Source organism: Azohydromonas lata, from assembly GCF_034427735.1.
GTDB lineage: Bacteria > Pseudomonadota > Gammaproteobacteria > Burkholderiales > Burkholderiaceae_C > Azohydromonas > Azohydromonas lata.
Genome location: NZ_JAXOJX010000011.1, coordinates 16479 through 32815 on the forward strand (window position 1 = coordinate 16479; position 16337 = coordinate 32815).

17 protein-coding genes are annotated in these 16337 nt (G+C 65.4%); 10 read left to right on the forward strand and 7 right to left on the reverse strand.

All coding sequences use genetic code 11. The annotated features are described in order from the left end of the window. Nucleotides 1-100 precede the first annotated feature (100 nt). Complete coding sequence (locus SM757_RS08940; protein WP_322465158.1) at nucleotides 101-844, reverse strand: FadR/GntR family transcriptional regulator; 744 nt, start codon at nucleotides 842-844, stop codon at nucleotides 101-103. A gap of 98 nt (nucleotides 845-942) precedes the next feature. On the opposite strand from SM757_RS08940, the gene SM757_RS08945 reads away from it, so the two are divergent. The 5 genes from SM757_RS08945 to SM757_RS08965 all read left to right on the forward strand — a co-directional run bounded on the left by SM757_RS08945 (nucleotide 943) and on the right by SM757_RS08965 (nucleotide 6338). Continuing rightward, nucleotides 943-1713 (forward strand): SDR family oxidoreductase, encoded by a 771-nt coding sequence (locus tag SM757_RS08945; protein ID WP_322465159.1) that lies wholly within the window; start codon nucleotides 943-945, stop codon nucleotides 1711-1713. 43 nt (nucleotides 1714-1756) lie between these two features. After that, on the forward strand, nucleotides 1757-3004 hold the full coding sequence (locus tag SM757_RS08950; protein WP_322465160.1) for an enolase C-terminal domain-like protein: 1248 nt from the start codon (nucleotides 1757-1759) through the stop codon (nucleotides 3002-3004). A gap of 195 nt (nucleotides 3005-3199) precedes the next feature. Continuing rightward, complete coding sequence (locus SM757_RS08955; protein ID WP_322465161.1) at nucleotides 3200-4219, forward strand: TRAP transporter substrate-binding protein; 1020 nt, start codon at nucleotides 3200-3202, stop codon at nucleotides 4217-4219. Nucleotides 4220-4283: 64 nt separating this feature from the next. Next, nucleotides 4284-5249: a Bug family tripartite tricarboxylate transporter substrate binding protein gene (locus SM757_RS08960; RefSeq protein WP_322465162.1), complete on the forward strand. Its 966-nt coding sequence runs from the start codon at nucleotides 4284-4286 to the stop codon at nucleotides 5247-5249. A gap of 27 nt (nucleotides 5250-5276) precedes the next feature. After that, on the forward strand, nucleotides 5277-6338 hold the full coding sequence (locus SM757_RS08965) for an L-idonate 5-dehydrogenase (RefSeq protein WP_322465163.1): 1062 nt from the start codon (nucleotides 5277-5279) through the stop codon (nucleotides 6336-6338). Nucleotides 6339-6443: 105 nt separating this feature from the next. Here SM757_RS08965 and SM757_RS08970 read toward each other — a convergent pair whose 3' ends face one another. From SM757_RS08970 to SM757_RS08990, 5 genes are all read right to left on the reverse strand, one after another. Then, on the reverse strand, nucleotides 6444-7154 hold the full coding sequence (locus SM757_RS08970) for a transcriptional regulator NanR (RefSeq protein ID WP_066337635.1): 711 nt from the start codon (nucleotides 7152-7154) through the stop codon (nucleotides 6444-6446). A 137-nt stretch (nucleotides 7155-7291) separates the two neighbouring features. Then, entirely contained in the window at nucleotides 7292-8314 is a 1023-nt protein-coding gene (locus SM757_RS08975; RefSeq protein WP_322465164.1) for a TRAP transporter substrate-binding protein, read from the reverse strand. An 82-nt stretch (nucleotides 8315-8396) separates the two neighbouring features. Continuing rightward, on the reverse strand, nucleotides 8397-9779 hold the full coding sequence (oiaK, locus tag SM757_RS08980; RefSeq protein WP_322465165.1) for a 3-oxo-isoapionate kinase OiaK: 1383 nt from the start codon (nucleotides 9777-9779) through the stop codon (nucleotides 8397-8399). Next, the gene (locus SM757_RS08985) at nucleotides 9776-11020 is read right to left on the reverse strand and encodes a ribulose-bisphosphate carboxylase large subunit family protein (RefSeq protein ID WP_066337629.1); all 1245 of its coding nucleotides are present in this window, start codon (nucleotides 11018-11020) and stop codon (nucleotides 9776-9778) included. The genes oiaK and SM757_RS08985 overlap by 4 nt, the downstream gene beginning before the upstream one ends. A gap of 80 nt (nucleotides 11021-11100) precedes the next feature. Beyond that, the gene (locus SM757_RS08990) at nucleotides 11101-11931 is read right to left on the reverse strand and encodes a phosphogluconate dehydrogenase C-terminal domain-containing protein (RefSeq protein ID WP_322465166.1); all 831 of its coding nucleotides are present in this window, start codon (nucleotides 11929-11931) and stop codon (nucleotides 11101-11103) included. Nucleotides 11932-12219: 288 nt separating this feature from the next. On the opposite strand from SM757_RS08990, the gene SM757_RS08995 reads away from it, so the two are divergent. From SM757_RS08995 to SM757_RS09005, 3 genes are all read left to right on the forward strand, one after another. Further along, a complete protein-coding gene (locus SM757_RS08995) occupies nucleotides 12220-12867 on the forward strand; it encodes an HAD family hydrolase (RefSeq protein ID WP_322465167.1) in 648 nt (215 codons plus the stop codon). Next, complete coding sequence (locus tag SM757_RS09000; RefSeq protein ID WP_322465168.1) at nucleotides 12864-13196, forward strand: hypothetical protein; 333 nt, start codon at nucleotides 12864-12866, stop codon at nucleotides 13194-13196. Before SM757_RS08995 ends, SM757_RS09000 begins: the two co-directional genes overlap by 4 nt. A 180-nt stretch (nucleotides 13197-13376) precedes the next feature. Continuing rightward, the gene (locus SM757_RS09005; RefSeq protein ID WP_322465169.1) at nucleotides 13377-14690 is read left to right on the forward strand and encodes a hypothetical protein; all 1314 of its coding nucleotides are present in this window, start codon (nucleotides 13377-13379) and stop codon (nucleotides 14688-14690) included. Between the two features lie 547 nt (nucleotides 14691-15237). On the opposite strand, the gene SM757_RS09010 is transcribed toward SM757_RS09005, so the two are convergent. Then, nucleotides 15238-15465 (reverse strand): SWIB/MDM2 domain-containing protein, encoded by a 228-nt coding sequence (locus SM757_RS09010; protein ID WP_322465170.1) that lies wholly within the window; start codon nucleotides 15463-15465, stop codon nucleotides 15238-15240. Here SM757_RS09010 and SM757_RS09015 point away from each other — a divergent pair. Both SM757_RS09015 and SM757_RS09020 read left to right on the forward strand, forming a co-directional pair. Beyond that, nucleotides 15464-15589 (forward strand): hypothetical protein, encoded by a 126-nt coding sequence (locus tag SM757_RS09015; protein WP_322465171.1) that lies wholly within the window; start codon nucleotides 15464-15466, stop codon nucleotides 15587-15589. The genes SM757_RS09010 and SM757_RS09015 overlap by 2 nt on opposite strands. 204 nt (nucleotides 15590-15793) lie before the next feature. Continuing rightward, nucleotides 15794-16111 carry a helix-turn-helix domain-containing protein gene (locus tag SM757_RS09020; protein ID WP_084267578.1) on the forward strand — a complete coding sequence of 106 codons (318 nt, stop codon included), beginning with the start codon at nucleotides 15794-15796 and terminating at the stop codon, nucleotides 16109-16111. Nucleotides 16112-16337 lie beyond the last annotated feature (226 nt).

Sequence of the window (16337 nt, forward strand, 5' to 3'; positions counted from 1 at the left end):
TGCAGCAACCCCCAGGGCATTGATCGCGGAAGTACCGCTGTAAGTACGCTGTACTGCTCGTGGCCGGCAGTGGCGCATCGTGCCAATGACGCGCCCAGGCTCAGGCAACCTGGGCCGAAGCGTGCTGCTCGATCTGGAGTTGCTCCAGCAAGTCGGCCTCGGCCTGCTCGATCAACCTGAGCGAGGCGAGCTCCGCCGCCTTCTCGTCAGCTTCCTCGATGGCTTGGCACAACGCTTCGTGCATGGGCAGCGTGAAGGCCGGGCCGCCGGGCTTTTCCGAGCTGATCCTGAAGCTCGCCTTCAGGATGGCGTTCATCGCTTCCTGCATCTGGCGCACGAACTGGTTGCCGGCCGCGGACAACACCGTGGCGTGGAAGGCGAGGTCGGCCGTCACGTAATCCCCCTCGCCGGCGACCGCCCGCTCCATGGCCGCGTAGGCCGAACGCAGCGCTTGGCGCTCCTGCTCAGTGGCCCGCCGTGCCGCCAGCCGGGCGGCCGCGGGCTCGACGATGCGGCGCAGTTCCATGAGGTCGCGCGTCATGGCCGGATCCACGACGGTGGACTGCGCGCGCCAGGCAATGACGTCCGGGTCGAACAGGTTCCAGTGGCGCGGATCGAGCACCACCGTGCCCACCTTGCGCCGCACGTCGAGCATGCCTTTGGCGGAGAGCGACTTCACGGCTTCCCGGATGACGATGCGGCTGAAGGCAAAGCGCTCGCACAGCTCGCCTTCAGGCGGCAGCACAACACCAGGCTTGTAGCGGCCTGAGCAGATGTCACGACCCAACTGCTCCAGGACCTGCTCCTGAAAAGTGGCTCGGGGTGCCGGGGACTTGGTCGTCATTGCATTATTTTATATCACGTATGACCTTTACCCGGGACAACCCTGAAGGCGTTAAACATCATACGTGATACAAATGAGGTAAGTCCTGAGGAAATGCAATGAGCACCACGTTGTTCGATCTCAACGGGCGCACCGCCCTGGTCACCGGTTCAGCCCGCGGCATTGGCTATTGCCTGGCCGAGGGGCTGGGGGCCGCCGGCGCAGCGGTGATCGTCAACGGCCGCCAGGCCGCCGCGGTGGAAGACGCCGTGGCCAGGCTGCGCGACAGGGGCATAGCCGCCCATGGCAGCGTGTTCGACGTGGCCGACGAGGCGGCCGTTGCTGCAGCATTCCAGGCATTCGACCGCCAGGGGCTGGAGATTGATGTGCTGGTCAACAACGCCGGCATCCAGCACCGCCAGCCCATGCTGGAACTCGACGTCAAGGATTGGCAGCGCGTCATCGACACCAACCTCACGGCCGCCTTCCTGGTCGGACGCGAGGCCGCGCGGCGCATGGTGGCGCGCGGGCGAGGCGGCAAGATCGTCAACATCGGCTCGCTCACCAGCGAGGCTGCGCGCGCGACGGTGGCGCCCTACACGGTGGCCAAGGGCGGCATCAAGATGCTCTCGCGCGCCATGGCGGCGGAGTGGGCGCAGTTCAACATCCAGGCCAACTCCATCGGTCCGGGCTACATCCTGACGGACATGAACACGGCGCTGGTCAACAACCCGCAGTTCGACGCGTGGGTCAAGGCCAGCAACCCGGCGCAGCGCTGGGGCAAGCCCGAGGAGCTGGTAGGCACCGCGGTTTACCTCGCCTCTGCGGCATCGGACTACGTCAACGGCCAGATCATCTACGTCGATGGCGGCTGGCTGGCCGTGCTCTGAGCCCTGCACTCACTCCCGTTCCACGACAACATCCACTGCCCCCATGGCTACCCTCATCACCGACATCAAGGCCATCGCCACCGCCCCCGAGGGCATCAACCTGCTCGTGGTCAAGGTCGAGACCAACCAGCCCGGCCTCTACGGGCTGGGCTGCGCCACCTTCGCCTACAGGCACCTCGCAGTGCAATGCCTGGTCGAGCAGTACCTGCGCCCGCTGCTGATCGGCCGCGATGCCGAGGCCATCGAGGAGCTGTGGCAGCTCATGCACCAGAACGCCTATTGGCGCAACGGGCCGATCGAGAACAACGCCATCTCCGGCATCGACATGGCGCTGTGGGACATCAAGGGCAAGCAGGCCGGGATGCCGCTCTATCAGCTCTTCGGCGGCAAGGTACGCGAGGGCGTGCCCATCTACCGCCATGCCGACGGGCGCGACCTGGCCGAGCTGTGCGACAACATCCAGCGCTACCGCGAGCAGGGCATCACGCACGTGCGCTGCCAGAGCGGCGGCTACGGCGGTGGCGGCTATGGCCGCGCGCCTTCAGGCGCCCCGGCGGGCGCGCCGGATGGCGTCTACCTGGACAGCCGGCGCTACATGCGCGAGACGATCAAGCTGTTCGAGGGCATCCGCGGCCGGGTGGGCTTCGACGTGCACCTGTGCCACGACGTGCACGAGCGGCTCAGGCCTATCGAGGCCATCCAGTTTGCGCAGGCGCTGGAACCCTTCGAGCTGTTCTTCCTGGAGGATGCCATTCCGCTGGAGGAGGGCGAGTGGCTGCGCCGACTGCGCGAGAAGACCAGCATCCCGCTGGCCCAGGGCGAGCTGTTCAACCATCCCTTTGAATGGCGCGGCCTCATCGCCGAGCGGCTCATCGACTACATCCGCGTGCACCTGAGCCAGGTCGGCGGCATCACGCCCGGGCGCAAGCTGCAGCTCTTTGCCGAACAGTACGGCGTGCGCACGGCCTGGCACGGTCCCGGCGACATGTCGCCGCTGGCGCACGCGGCCAACATCCACATCGACCTGGCCGCACGCAACTTCGGCGTGCAGGAGTGGTCGGGCACCGAGCCGCCGAATTTCGTGATCCAGGAGCTGCGCGGCCCCAAGGCGGCATTGCTCGACGTGTTCCCGGGCCTGCCCGCGTTCAGGAACGGCTACGTCTATGCCAACGACAAGCCGGGGCTTGGCGTCGATCTCGACGAGGCCCAGGCCGCCAAGTACCCGTGTGAGAGCGGGGTGACAACCTGGACGCAGACGCGGCTGGTCGACGGCACGCTGCAGACGCCATGACCGGCTTGCCAAGCATCCGCATGCCGTCGCACCGCAGCTTCCTGGCCGATGGCGGCATGGCGGCCGGCCCGTGATCTGAAGGCGCTGCCACAGCGCCTGCCCATCTTCACTTTCCTGTCTTTGTCGCGATCCACCGGCTCCAGGGCGGCCGGTCGCGCTGCCCGACTTCGCCCGTACTTCTCAAGGATGCAGGCCATGAAGCACATCTTTCGATCGGTCGTCCTCGCCCTGGCCACGGGCTCGCTGCTGAGCCTCACCGGCGGCGCCACGGCCCAAGAGGTGAAGGAGCGCAACATCAAGTTCGCCTTTGCCAACACCGACGACTCGGCGCACGGCGCCGGCGCCAGGAAGTTCGCCCAGGTGGTGGCGCAAAAGAGCGGCGGCAAGCTCAAGATCAAGCTCTATCCGGGCGGCACGCTCGGTGGCGAGGCGGTGGTGGCCTCCTCGATGCAGGGCGGCACCATCGAGATGTCGATGATGGGCCCGGGCCTGCTGACCGGCATGGACAAGGAGTTCGGCATCTTCGACACGCCGTTCCTGTTCGACGACTTCAAGGAGGTCGATGCGGCGCTGGACGGCCCGGTGGGCCGCAAGCTGCTGGACAAGTTGCCGGCCAAGGGGCTCGTGGGCCTGTCCTACTGGGACCACGGCTTTCGCATCGTCACCAACAGCAAGCGCCCCATCACCAAGGTCGAGGACATTGCGGGGCTGAAGATCCGCGTGCAGCAGATCCCCGTCTTCATCGACACCTTCAACACCTTGGGTGCCAACGCCGTGCCCATGCCGTTCCCCGAGCTCTACAGCGCGCTAGAGACCAAGGCCGTGGACGGCCAGGAGAACCCGTTCGTCACGGCCGAAGTCACCAAGCTCTACGAGGTGCAGAAGTACGCCACCGCCACGCGGCACGCCTACTCGCCGCTGCTGGTGATGGCCAGCAAGAAGTTCTGGGACCAGCTCTCCAGGGACGAGCAGAAGCTCCTGCTGGACGCGGCTGAAGAGGTGAAGCCCTACCAGCGCCAGGTGTCGCGCGACATGGACGCCAAGGCCGTGGACGCGCTCAAGGCCAAGGGCGTGGCCGTGGTGGAGCTCTCGGCGCAGGAGCGTGCGCGCATGCGCGACAGGCTCAAGCCCGTCATCGAAAAGCACAAGCAGGGCCTGGGCGAGACGGGCAGGGACATGACGGCCGAGATCGAGCGCATCCGCACCGCCAAGTAAGCGCTGCGGCGCTGGGAAAACGAGCAACACCACAAGCCGGCCCCGTCCGGCACAGGAGACTTCAATGACGCAAACCCGCAGGAACATCACGTTGGGCGCTGTGCTGGCGCTGGCAACGGCCATGAGCCCGGCCTGGGCCGCCGACTACCCCACGCGGCCGATCGAGCTGGTCGTGCCCTCGTCGGCCGGTGGCGGTACCGACGTGATGGCGCGCAACTTCGCCGACGCGGCACGCAAGTACCTGCCGCAGCCCTTCGTCGTGACCAACAAGCCCGGCGTGAGCGGTGGGCTGGCCATGGGCGAGGTGCAGCGTGCCGCACCCGACGGCTACAAGGTCGTGGTGCTGATTTCGGAGCTGGCCATCATCCCGCACCTGGGCATGGTGAAGTTCGGCGTCCAGGACTTCATCCCTATTGCCCGGCTCAACGCCGACCCGGGCACGATCACCGTGCGTGCCGACGCACCGTGGCACACGGTGGAGGAGTTCCTCGCCCATGCGCGCAAGAACCCGGGCGCCGTGGCGATGGGCAATGCCGGCAGCGGCTCCATCTGGCACCTGGCGGCGGCGGCGGTGGAGCAGAAGACCGGCGTGCACTTCAACCACGTGCCGTTCCAGGGCGCCGCACCCAGCGTCGTCGCATTGCTGGGCGGACATGTGGATGCGATTGCCGTCAGCCCGGCCGAGATCGGACCCCACGTGGCCAGCGGCAAGCTCAAGGTGCTGGGCGTGATGGCCGAGCAGCGCCTGGGTGGCCAGTACGCCAACGTGCCCACGTTCAAGGAGCAGGGCGTGGATCTGGCGCTGGGCACCTGGCGCGGCCTGGGCGTGCCGCTGGGAACGCCACCCGAGGTGGTGGCGGTGCTGCGCGAGACCACGCGCAAGGCGGTGGCCGAGCCGGCGTTCAAGGACGCCATGGCCAAGACCAACCTGATCGTGTCCTACATGGATGGCGAACCCTTCAAGGCCTTCATGGCCGACCAGTCGGCGTACTTCAAGAAGCTGCTCACCACGGTGACGATCACCAAGTAAGTCTCATCAATCCAAAGGGATAGCCCCATGAGAATGCGCTGCATGTGCCTGGTCCTCCACGCCCCGGAAGACCTGCGGCTGGACGAACAGATGACGGACGAGTTGGGGCCGGGCCAGGTGCTCGTGCGCGTGGGCATGGGCGGCATCTGCGGCTCGGACCTGCACTACTTCCGCCATGGCGGCTTTGGCGCCATCCGGATCAAGGAGCCTATGGTGCTGGGCCACGAGGTGGCGGGCACCGTGGCGGCGATGGCGAGCGACGTCACGTCGTTCGAGGTTGGCGACCGCGTGGCGGTGAACCCGAGCCGGCCCTGCGGCGCGTGCAGGTTCTGCCTGGAGGGGCTGCCCAACCAGTGCCTGGACATGCGCTACTACGGCAGTGCCATGCGCATGCCGCACAGCCAGGGCGCCTTCCGCGATGCACTGGTGTGCAACGCCAGCCAGTGCCATGCCGTGGCGCCCGGCGTGCCCATGGCCGAGGCCGCAGTGGCGGAGCCGTTCTCGGTCGCCTTGCATGCCGTGGGCCGGGCCGGCTCGCTGCTGGGCAAGCGCGTGCTGGTGTCGGGGTGCGGGCCGATCGGCGTGCTGGCCATCGCCGCCGCCAGGCTGCACGGCGCGGCGGAAGTCGTGGCCACCGACGTGGTGGACGAAGCGCTGGCCATCGCGCGCCGCATGGGTGCGCACCACACCATCAACGCAGCCTCGGACCAGGACTGGGTGGCGCGCAATGCCGCCGACAAGGGCAGCTTCGACGTGATGTTCGAGTGCTCGGGCAACGAGCGCGCCCTGCGCGACGGCCTGGAAGTCATGCGCCCGCGCGGCGTGGTGGTGCAGCTGGGCCTGGGTGGCGACGTCAGCGTGCCGCAGAACCTCATCGTGGCCAAGGAGCTGGCGCTCATGGGCTCGTTCCGCTTCCACGCCGAGTTTGCGCTGGCCGTGAAGTTGATCAACGACCGCCGCGTCGATCTCTCGCCCATCATCACCCGGGCTTTCCCAATGCAAGACGCCGTGTCGGCTTTCGAGCTCGCCGCTGACCGCAAGCGCGCGATGAAGGTGCTCATCGATTTCGGCCTGGGTGCAGAGGCTTGACGTGGCAAGCGACGCCAGGCTGTCAAGGCAGGCTCGCCATTCAGGTTGAACACTCAACCTTATTTGACATAATCGTTATTGACGGGGAAATCCAGCCCGCTCAAGTCAAGCCTGTTTCGTCAAGCGTTGGTACAGGACGCTGGAGCGTGTGAGGTGCGCACGCATGGCTTCAGCGGCTGCGTCGGGATCATGCGCTGCAATGGCATCGACGATGCGCTCATGCTCGGCCAGCGTCAGTTCCTCCGCGCCCGGTGCCCGCACCATGGTCTGGTAGTACTCGCTGGCCCAGCGGAACAGCGCCTCGACGATGGTCGGGTAGATCGGGTTGCCGCTGATGCCGGCCACCTCGCGATGGAAGGCCATGTCGCGTTCGATGAACAGCTCCAGATTGACCATGGAGGCGCGGTGCTGGGCCACCGCCAGCCGCAGCCGGGCCACCTGCTCCTCGGTGGCCCGTTCCGCCGCCATCCGCGCGGTACCGGTCTCCAGGAACAGACGGGCGTCCTTGAGGTACTCCAGGGTCTGCGGCTGTGTGCGCAGCAGGTGCATGGCGCCCCCGGCGACCTGCGCCAGCAGCCGCTCCGCCGTGGGCACCACCACGCGCGCGCGCTCGCCGTGCGCGATCTCGACAATGCCGGAGCGCTCCAGCGCCTGCAGTGCCTCGCGCACCGCGGGACGGCCCACGCCGTACTCCTCCATCAATTCACGCTCTGACGGCAACTGCGCACCCGGGGCGATCTCGCCGGAGCGAATGCGCTCCATCAGCCGTTCGAGCACGTGTTCGTAGAGCTTCTTGCGCTGGATCGTTTCAGCCATCACATGGTCCCGGCAGTCTTTCTGGGCGGCGCCCAATGGTGTGATGACGATACCATCGACCGGCCGGCCCGCTTGCGGCGTGCCGGATTCGGCCCAGGCGGCACGTCAGGCACTGGCACCGGCGCGCCCACCCGGCCTTACTTCATCGCGGAACGCACTTTGTCGATCTCGGCCTGCGCCTGTTGGACCAGGTCTTCGCCGATTTCCCTGGTGTACTTGTCGGTCACGGGCTTGAGCTGCTGCTTCATTTGCGCCACGGCTTCCGGCGGCACCTCGTTGATGAGCATGCCGCGCGCCTTGAGCTCGGCGACGGTCTTGGCATCCTCCTCGCGATTGAGCTTGCGCTGGTAGTCGCGGGCTTCCGCGCAGGAGTCCTTGAAGATGGTGCGCTCGGCCGGGCTGAGCTTTTCCCACAGCTTGGCGCCCACCATCACGGCGTAGGGCGAGTAGCCGTGCTTGGTCACGCTCAGGTACTTCTGCACTTCGTTGATCTTGTTGGTCGACACGATCACGAAGGGGTTCTCCTGCCCATCGATGGCCTTGGTCTCCAGTGCCGCGTACACCTCCGGCCAGGCCATGGGCACGGAATTGGCACCCAGCGTATTGAACATGTCGACGTACACCGGGTTCTGCATGGTGCGCAGCTTGATGCCCTTGAAGTCGTCGAGCTTCGTGATCGGCCGCCTGTTGTTCGTCACGTGACGGAAGCCGTTTTCCCAGAAGCACAGGCCGACGACGCCCTTGGTCGCCAGCTTGTCGAAGAGCCGCGTGCCCACCGGCCCGTCCACGACGGCATCGACCTCCTTCTCGTTGGCGAACATGAAGGGCAGGTCAAACAGCGCGAAGTCCTTAACGAGGCCCACCAGCGGCGCCGAGGACACACCCACCATGTCCTGCACGCCGCCTTGCGTGGCCGAGATCATCTGCGTCTCCGAGCCCAGCTGCGTGGACGGGTAGTTCTTGATCTTGATCTTGCCGCCGCTCTTCTCGGCCACCAGCTGGGCAAACTTGTTCGCGCCCTTGCCCAGCGGATGCGTCTCGTGGACGCTGTAGCCGAACTTGATGTTGCGCTCGCTCACCTGGGCCTGTGCGCCGGTCGCGACGGACGCCAGCACAGCCAGGGCTGCAACGGCCGCGGAATGACGAACTGCTGCTTTCATGCTTGTCTCCTCTGTTGGTGTGATCGAAGCCCGATCCGATATCCATGGGCGCGCGGGCGTCGCGCCTGGTGCGTGGGCGGCGTCAGGGTGCGGGCCGGCCGGCGCGCACGGCGCCGAAGAACGCCTGCGCGCCGATCTGCCCGCCCTTGAGGACGATTTCGAGGCCGTCGCGGCGCGGGTTGGCAGACCAGGCCCGGCACAGCGGCGCGCCGGGCGCCATGCCGGCCACGACGCTGAGGGCGGCGATGTCCAGCGCGCTGGCCACCTCGCCCGAGCTGTCGCCGCCGGCCACGACGACGCGACGCAGCTCGACGCTGTCGAGCAGCCGGCGCATCACCTGCGCCAGCCCCTCCCCGACCCGGCGCGCGGCGGTTGGGCGGTCCAGGCCCGCCTCGGCCGCCAGCGCATCGAAGCCGGTGACCGCCGGATCGTCAGGCCCCTCGGCGCTGTACACCAGCGCACTGGTGCCGGCCCGCAGCGCCGCCGTGGCGCTGCGCACGCAGCGCTCGACTTCCGCCTGCGCGGTGTCGCTGTGCAGCACGGCGGGCAAGTGAAGCCGCTCGGTGAGGAAGCCGTTGGCCCGTGCCCAGCGGATTTGCGCCGCCGTGACCGGCGAGCAACTGCCACTGACCGCGGCGATCGTGGACACCGGCTCGGCCGTGGGCAGGCCAGGCGCCGTGGCAGGCAGCCAGCCCAGTGAGCGCCAATGCGCTGCCAAGGCGTACTGCAGCCCGGAGGACGACGCCGTGAACACGCCATCCCCCCGCTGTTCCCACACCAGGCGGCCGGCCTCCTGCAGGGTCTGCTCGTCCACCACGTCCAGGAACACCGCCGGCACATCGTCGCCACACAGCTCAAGCACCCGCGCAGTGCCCTCCCCGGCCTTGAGCTGCACGAGGTCGATCAGCTCGATGCGGCGCGCCGTCTGCGCCGCCAGGTGCCGCCGCAGGTCCGCCTCGCCCATGGGCGTGACCGGGTGCCGTGACATCGTGGGGTGCCGGTCAAGGCGCCAGGCCGCGCCGTCGGCGGCGGCAAAGAGGTTGCCGAACGCCTGGTAGCGCTTGAGCCGCGGCGCGCCGACCACCATGGGCACCCAACGGCCCGGCATGCAGCGCTGTCCCAGGTCGATCGCACGGCCGATGGAGCCGATGGCCGGCGAGGAATCGAAGGTCGAGCAGACCTTGTAGTGCAGCACCGGGGCGCCCAAGCCCGCCAGGCTCTCAAATGCTTGCGGCAGGTGCTGCTCCATCCACTGCGGGCTGCGGCCCCGTGACGAGCCGGCCAGGCCGACGCAACGCACGTGCGGGAACCGCTGCAGCATCGCGGGCGTGGGCGGCTGCAGGAACAGCACGGTGGGCACGCCGGCCGCCGTCATGGCCTCCATCGCGTCGGTGGAGCCGGTGAAGTCGTCGCCGTAGTAGGCCAGCAGCAGGCCCTGCGGCGCGCCCTCGCGTGCGGCGCTCATTTCCAGAATCCCAGCGCCGAGCGCAGTGCCGCATCACGCTCGGCCTGCAGCTCCAGCGGCACGCCGGCCCTGGCCGCATCCCAGGCCGCGCGCAGGGCCTGCACGCCTGCGGCCACGCCCTGCGGGTGGCCGAAGATGCCGCCGCCCACGGTATGGATGAGGTCCGCCCCGCCCAGCGCCGCATGGGTGGCCGCGGCCTGCAGCCCGGTCTGCCCGGAGCTGAACACCGGCATCGCGGTCATCGGCGCTTGCGGCATGACAGGCGCCAGCACCGCGCGCGCCGCCTCGATGACGCTGTCGTCGCTCTCGCTGAACTTGTTGCGCAGCCCATTGACGTGCAGGTGGTCGGCCCCGGCCAGGCGCCAGAACTTCTGCCAAGGCGCGTAATCCCAGCCCAGCGCCGGCGAGCGCGTGAGGGAGCCCCAACCCGCACGGTGCGCGTGGATGGGCAATTGCGCATGCCGGCGCAGCTCATGCAGGCCGACCAGGCCCACGGCGTTCAGGCACACCATGACGCAGGTGCCCCCTTGCGCTAGCACCAGGTCGTGGCGCCGGCGCATCTGGTCCAGGTCGCCGGTCAGGTTGAAGGCGACCATCGCCTTGCGGCCGGTGCGCTCGGCCGCCTCGTTGACCACGCGCATCACGGCGCGCACGCGCTCGTCAAACGGGCAGTGCGGGCCGTCGCCCTGGAGCTCGTCGTCCTTGATGAAGTCGATGCCGCCTTGCACCAGCTCGCGCACCTGTTGGGCCGTTTCCTGCGGCGACAGGCCGACGCTGGGCTTGATGATGGTGCCGATCAGCGGGCCGCCGGCGACGCCGGAAAGCTGCCTCGTGCCCTGGATGCCGAAGGCCGGCCCCGGATAGGCCGCGGCGAAGGACGGCGGCAGCCGCAGGTCGGTGATGCGCAGCCCGGTGACGCAGCGCAGCTCGAAGAGGTTGCCCGCGACGGTAGCCATGAGCATGGGCAGCGACGCGCCCAAGTTCTCGATGGGCCACGACAGCTCCAGGCGGCAGCGGGTGTAGTAGGCAGCCTGCACCGGGGTGGGCAGGCTTGGCGCACTCACGCGCTCCAGCACTTCCAGCCGCTCGACCCGCGCGCCGGAGCGCGCCTTGAGCTCGGGCGTCTCGTTGGGCAGTGCCACGAAGGTGCCGCTGGACTGCTCGCCCGCGATCACTTCCGCCGCGCGGGCCGGGTCGTCCCCGGTTTCCAGCCAATAGCTGGCGTAGATCCGTTCGCTCACCGCGAACTCCTCTTCATCTGTGCATCCGTCATCCGGCGCGCAGGCGCGGCCGGGCCTCGTCTGGGCGCTTGCGCCGCGCCTCAGGTGATGCGGCGGATGCTGTCGGCGATCTCCTCGCGGTCGAAGACCTTGAGCCAGTCGTCGCGCATCAGGCGCGGCTTGCCAAAGGTGATGGCCTTGTTGCAGGCGTCCGAGAAGGCGCCCGGAATCTCATTGAAGATCACCGCGCCCAGGATGTTCATGTGGCCCAACAGGAAGTCGCGCGCGCAATCGTGCGGCACACCACGGCGCACCACTTCGTCCATGGCGTCGCGCATCACCTGCAGCAGCGTTGCGCACACGGTCTCCGACAGCCCGGGCTCCAGCAGCGCCATCTGCTCCACGGTCAGGCGGTACGAGTTCTTGATCGGCTGGTAGATGGCCTTGGCAACCGCTTCGCCCAAATCGAAGGCCGATTCGGGGCCCTGCATCAGCGCGCTGGTGATGGACTGCCGGGCCGCCCCGCCGCCAAAGTAATCTCGCCGCGCGGCTTCTTCGGTCTCGTCGTTGTAGATCGTCGGGTGGCACGGATGGGCGACGAAGTAGGTCAGGTCCTTGCGGTCGGGCAAATGGCCGGCGAAAGGTGCGGCCGCATCCAGCAGCATGACCATCGTCCCGGCGCGCAGCTTGGGCGAGATGTCGTGCGAGATCTTCCCAATGAGGGTATCAGGCACCGCCAGGATCACGACGTCGGCATTGTCCAAGGCCTCATCGACGTCCACGCAGGTCAGGCCCACTTCGTCTTTCAGGCGCTGGCGGCCCACGACGCTGGGCTCCACATGGCGCACGACAAAGTCAGACTTGAGCAGGTTCTTTGACAGGCGCACCCCCATCTTGCCGCCGGCACCGAACAACGCGATCTTTTCCTTCATCACTACCTCTCCAGGTCTGGGTCTCGAACAGCGGAAGCACTCGGCCAACACCTCGAAAAGCGGTGTCTTACGAGCTGGTATGATGAGCATACCTAGTCGGTAGATTTTGATGTCTCATGGTTTCTCCCAGCTCCGGCCAAAGTGCTGCTCTTGCTGCGGCGGCCCTGGGCCGCCAACCGTGAGGCCTGTGCGGCCCCGGCAGGGCGCCAGGTCCCATAAACCGTCTTGGACGCGGCCCAATGGCAGTCGTGGGATGCTCGCGACGATGGCCAACAGCTCTGGAGTGCGATGAAAACGACAGCTTCGCGGTTTGATGCGGTCATCTTCGACTGCGACGGCACACTGGTCGACAGCGAGCCCCTTGGGCTGGCCGCCATGGCTCAGGAGGCCCTCGCGCTGGGCGTGGAGCCGGTGCACCTGGCTGACCTGGACACGATGAAGGGCCAGAGCATGGCCACCACGTTGGCCACGATCGCGCAGCGCTGGGGCCGTGAACTGCCGGCAGACTTCGAGACGACCGTCCGCGCCACGATGGCGGAGTCATTCAAGACGCAGCTTCAGCCCATGCCTGGCGCATTGGCACTGCTGCAGCGGCTCACCGTCCCTTATTGCGTGGCCACCAACGGTCCGCGCGCCAAGACGGAGCTCACCCTGTCCGTCACGGGACTGTTGCCGCTGCTGCAGGGACGGATCTTCAGCGCCTACGAAGTCGGCGCCTTCAAGCCCAATCCGGCCCTGTTTCTGCATGCGGCACGCGCCATCGGCGTGGCGCCTGAGCGCTGTGTCGTGGTGGAAGACAGCATGTTTGGCATGCGCGCCGGTTTGGCGGCCGGCATGCGTGTTTGCGCCCTGGGTTCACCAGAGCTGTTGCCTGCAGAACTGCAGGCACAGGTGCGGCATCTTGCGGCGTTGGAGGAACTGCTGGACGAGCTTTGAACGAAGACAAGCTGGGCGCACAAGGCATTTCTCTGCAGGCACGGCCACTGCGTGACGGCCGGTGCGTGCGTGCCTATCCAGGCTTTCCGATTGGCACGCGCGCCGATCTGCCCATGGTGCAATGCCACGCTACTCAGGCGTGCATGCGCGGCGCTGACAATGCGCAGGTCGCCCATTTCCAGCACGGCCACGTTCACACCCAGCCCTGCAGCACTGCGGCGCGCAACGTGACGGCCAATCTGTTGCTTACGAAACTTTCTTCACCAAAAGCACCCCGACGTCGTCGACAAGGCGTGTCTGCATTCGTTTACTCATCCAAAGAGCCGTAACGACTGCTGCAGCATTGCGTGGCATCGTTCAGTACGCGCTACGAACCACGACGTTCTGCGCGATCCTTATCGACCCTGAGCAAAGAAGGCGCGTTTTGAAGCGCCCGCCAGGTCCACTGTGCCCAAGCCCAGGTGACACGCTCCGCGCGTGCCTGCCTAGGCAAGCCGTTGATTGACCGGATGAAATTCTCAAACCAAAGGAAATTTTTGGCCATTGCCCTTGCATGCTCCGTCTTTCTTGGAGCATGCGGTGGAGGAGAAGACCTCCAAAGCGAAACTGTTGCGCAGATGGAAACCGCCACCTCGCCCACCGATGCGCAAAGAGAGATCGCGCTGGGTTTGGCGACGGCCTCTTCAAATACTGCCGACTCCACTGAAGATTATTCGATCCGTTTCGGACCGGACGATTTCGTGGGCGACGATGTCCCGGTGCTGGATCCGCTGACTTTCGTCAATGAGCAAGCCAACGACAGCAACGCTTTGCTGTCCTCCAATCTGGCAGCCGGCGTCGTGACCAAATGGAATCCCGGCCATTACATCGAATATGGCTCGAACGCTGGTGATTTCGTCATCGACGCCGGCTTGAATGAAACGGCCGGCATGCCTCATGTAAAAGGCATCATGGTGCGGGCCAACTGGCGGCAGTTGGAAAAGAGCAAGGGCGTCTATGACTTCTCTCGCATCGACCGCTACTTGAACAAGGCCAAGGCCAAGGGCAAACGGCTGTTCCTGACGCTGGGAACCAAGACTTTCGACGGCGACAAGGCCGTGCCTGACTACTTGCGCACGGCGCAGTACAGCGGTGGCGCCTTTCGCATCGGCACCATCAAGGGCACCTATGGCGAGAATGCCTCCCTGCACGATGACGATGTTCGCAACCGCTTGATAGCCTTGGTCCAGGCCCTGGGCAAACGCTACAACAAGGACAACAGCTTCGAAGGCATCACCTTCACCGAAACGGCCTTCGGCATGATGGTCAAGCCTTTGTCGGACGCGCAGAAAAAGCAGTTCTTCTCCAACCTGGCCAAAGTGGACACGGCTGCACGCGCCGCTTTTCCCAACAGCGTGGTGCTGCAGTTCATCAATTACCCAGCCAATCTGGTGCCGCCTCTGTTCCAAAACATGAAGGACAAGGGCGTGGGCATGGGCGGACCTGACGTTTTCATCAATGACCCGGACCTGGAGAGATCCGCCTACGTCTTCAACGACAAGGCCAAAGGCGTGATTCCCATCGGCATGAAGGTAGAGTCCGACAGCTATGAAGCTGTACGCCACGGCGGTCCCTATGTGCAGGTGGACGTGCGCAAAATCTACACCTTTGCACGTGACCAACTGCACAGCAATTACGTCTTCTGGTACCGCCATACTTCCAGGCATAACCCCTGGCAGGACGTACTGAGAATGTTCAAGGGCGAAGCTTTCCCCCAAGGCGGGGCTGGTGGCCTGAACGCTGGTTGCCCGTCGAAATTTGCGTCCTGTGCACCTAAGCTGTAACGGCCGTCCTGGCTGAAAGGGGCGCTGGTGTCGCTTGCGATACCGGTGCCCCCAACGGCAGCCCTGACGCGCTGATGTCAGTGACAGTTGCCTTGTCTGTGACCCTGGAGGGCCGGCTCAGCCGGCCCTCTTCTTTCTGCAGCCGATCCGTTGCAAAGCTGCTTGGCAACATGCTGAGCGAGCCACGCCTTGTCGCATGTCCTCCTATGTGGATCAAGCCGCAAGTCGCTGCAGCAGCCCACTCACTGCCTGGGACACGGCAACTGCGGGGCACTTCACTCATTTGTCCGTGTGGCATCGGCGCGCTCGTTGCTTGAGAAACTTAAGCGCTGCTGTCTCGCTGCCCAGGCCAGCACTCTTGTGACAGAACCAACCTATTGAGCAGGATCGTTCACGGGTCAATTCCCATCTGGTTTGCCGTTTCACCGCACGGCGTGGCAGCGGCTCGGTTGACAAAACCAACTACTCGCCAGTTATTTGTAAAAAAGCCCTGCACTGCAGGGCTTTCTCATGAGTCACGACCGAAGTCTGTCGACGCAAGTTGCGCTTAAGCCAAATGCTTGCCGACCAGGCCAGTCATCTCAAACATCGTCACCTCGTCCTTGCCCATGACCGCCTTCAAGGTCTGGTCGCACAAGATATTGCGCTTGTTCGCCGGGTTCTGCAGGTTGTGCTGCTTGATGTAGTCCCAGATGCGCTTGGTGACTTCGGTGCGGGGAAGTGGCTCGGTGCCCACGATGACTGCCAGGGCAGGACTGGGCTTCAAAGCTTTCATGAAAGCGCTGTTCTTCTGGGTTTCAGTTTTTGACACGGACAAGCTCTCCTATGCAGTGATGAGCCGCAATGGTGCCTTGAAAGAGTCGCGTGCGATGGCTGGTGTGGTTTGGCTCCCGCATTGAGCGCTTGGCCCAGTAGTCGAGCAAAACATCTGGTTGTTGATGACCAAGTTCGCACAGTCCGTTTGAGCACCTTGGCCTCCAGACTTATGTGTTCTCCAATGAGCTTGAAGCCAGTCTCGAAATGCCTGAGCATCAATTCAAGGTTGGAAACCAACTGTTCAATTATATTTGAACAACTTACGCGACTGTGTTTAACTAAAACACATGTCACGTGCCCCAAAACTGTCCCGCGATCTGTCTCCGGCAATCACGAATGCACTCACGACGCTGGGAGCCAACTTGCGCCTGGCACGAGAACGCCGCGGGATGACGATCCGCGACCTGGCTGCCGAGCTCAACGCATCGCCGCCGACCATCATCAATCTCGAACGTGGCGAGGCTTCGGTATCCATGGCCGTCTATGCCGCCGCCCTTCTCTTTTATGAACGGCTGGAATGGCTGCCCGACCTGGTAGATCCTCAGTTTGATCGGGAAGCGCTGCGCATCGAACTTGCCGGTATCCGGCCCAGGCACCGACGATAAGCACGCCGCCTGCTGGGCCCGAATGTAATAAAGCACGCGTGTTGCATGCGCGAGTAAAGTAGAAGATCAAAACTCGCTCGACAGCAGGCCGGACTCTTGTTCACAAGGCCATGAACGATGGCTGAACAACCTGCTTGATCCTGAACTCGGGAGGAACACTTGGCAAAGCCTGATTGGCAAACGAAACGTCGTGACAGCAGCCGTGGGCCGAGCCGTGCAAGGGGCT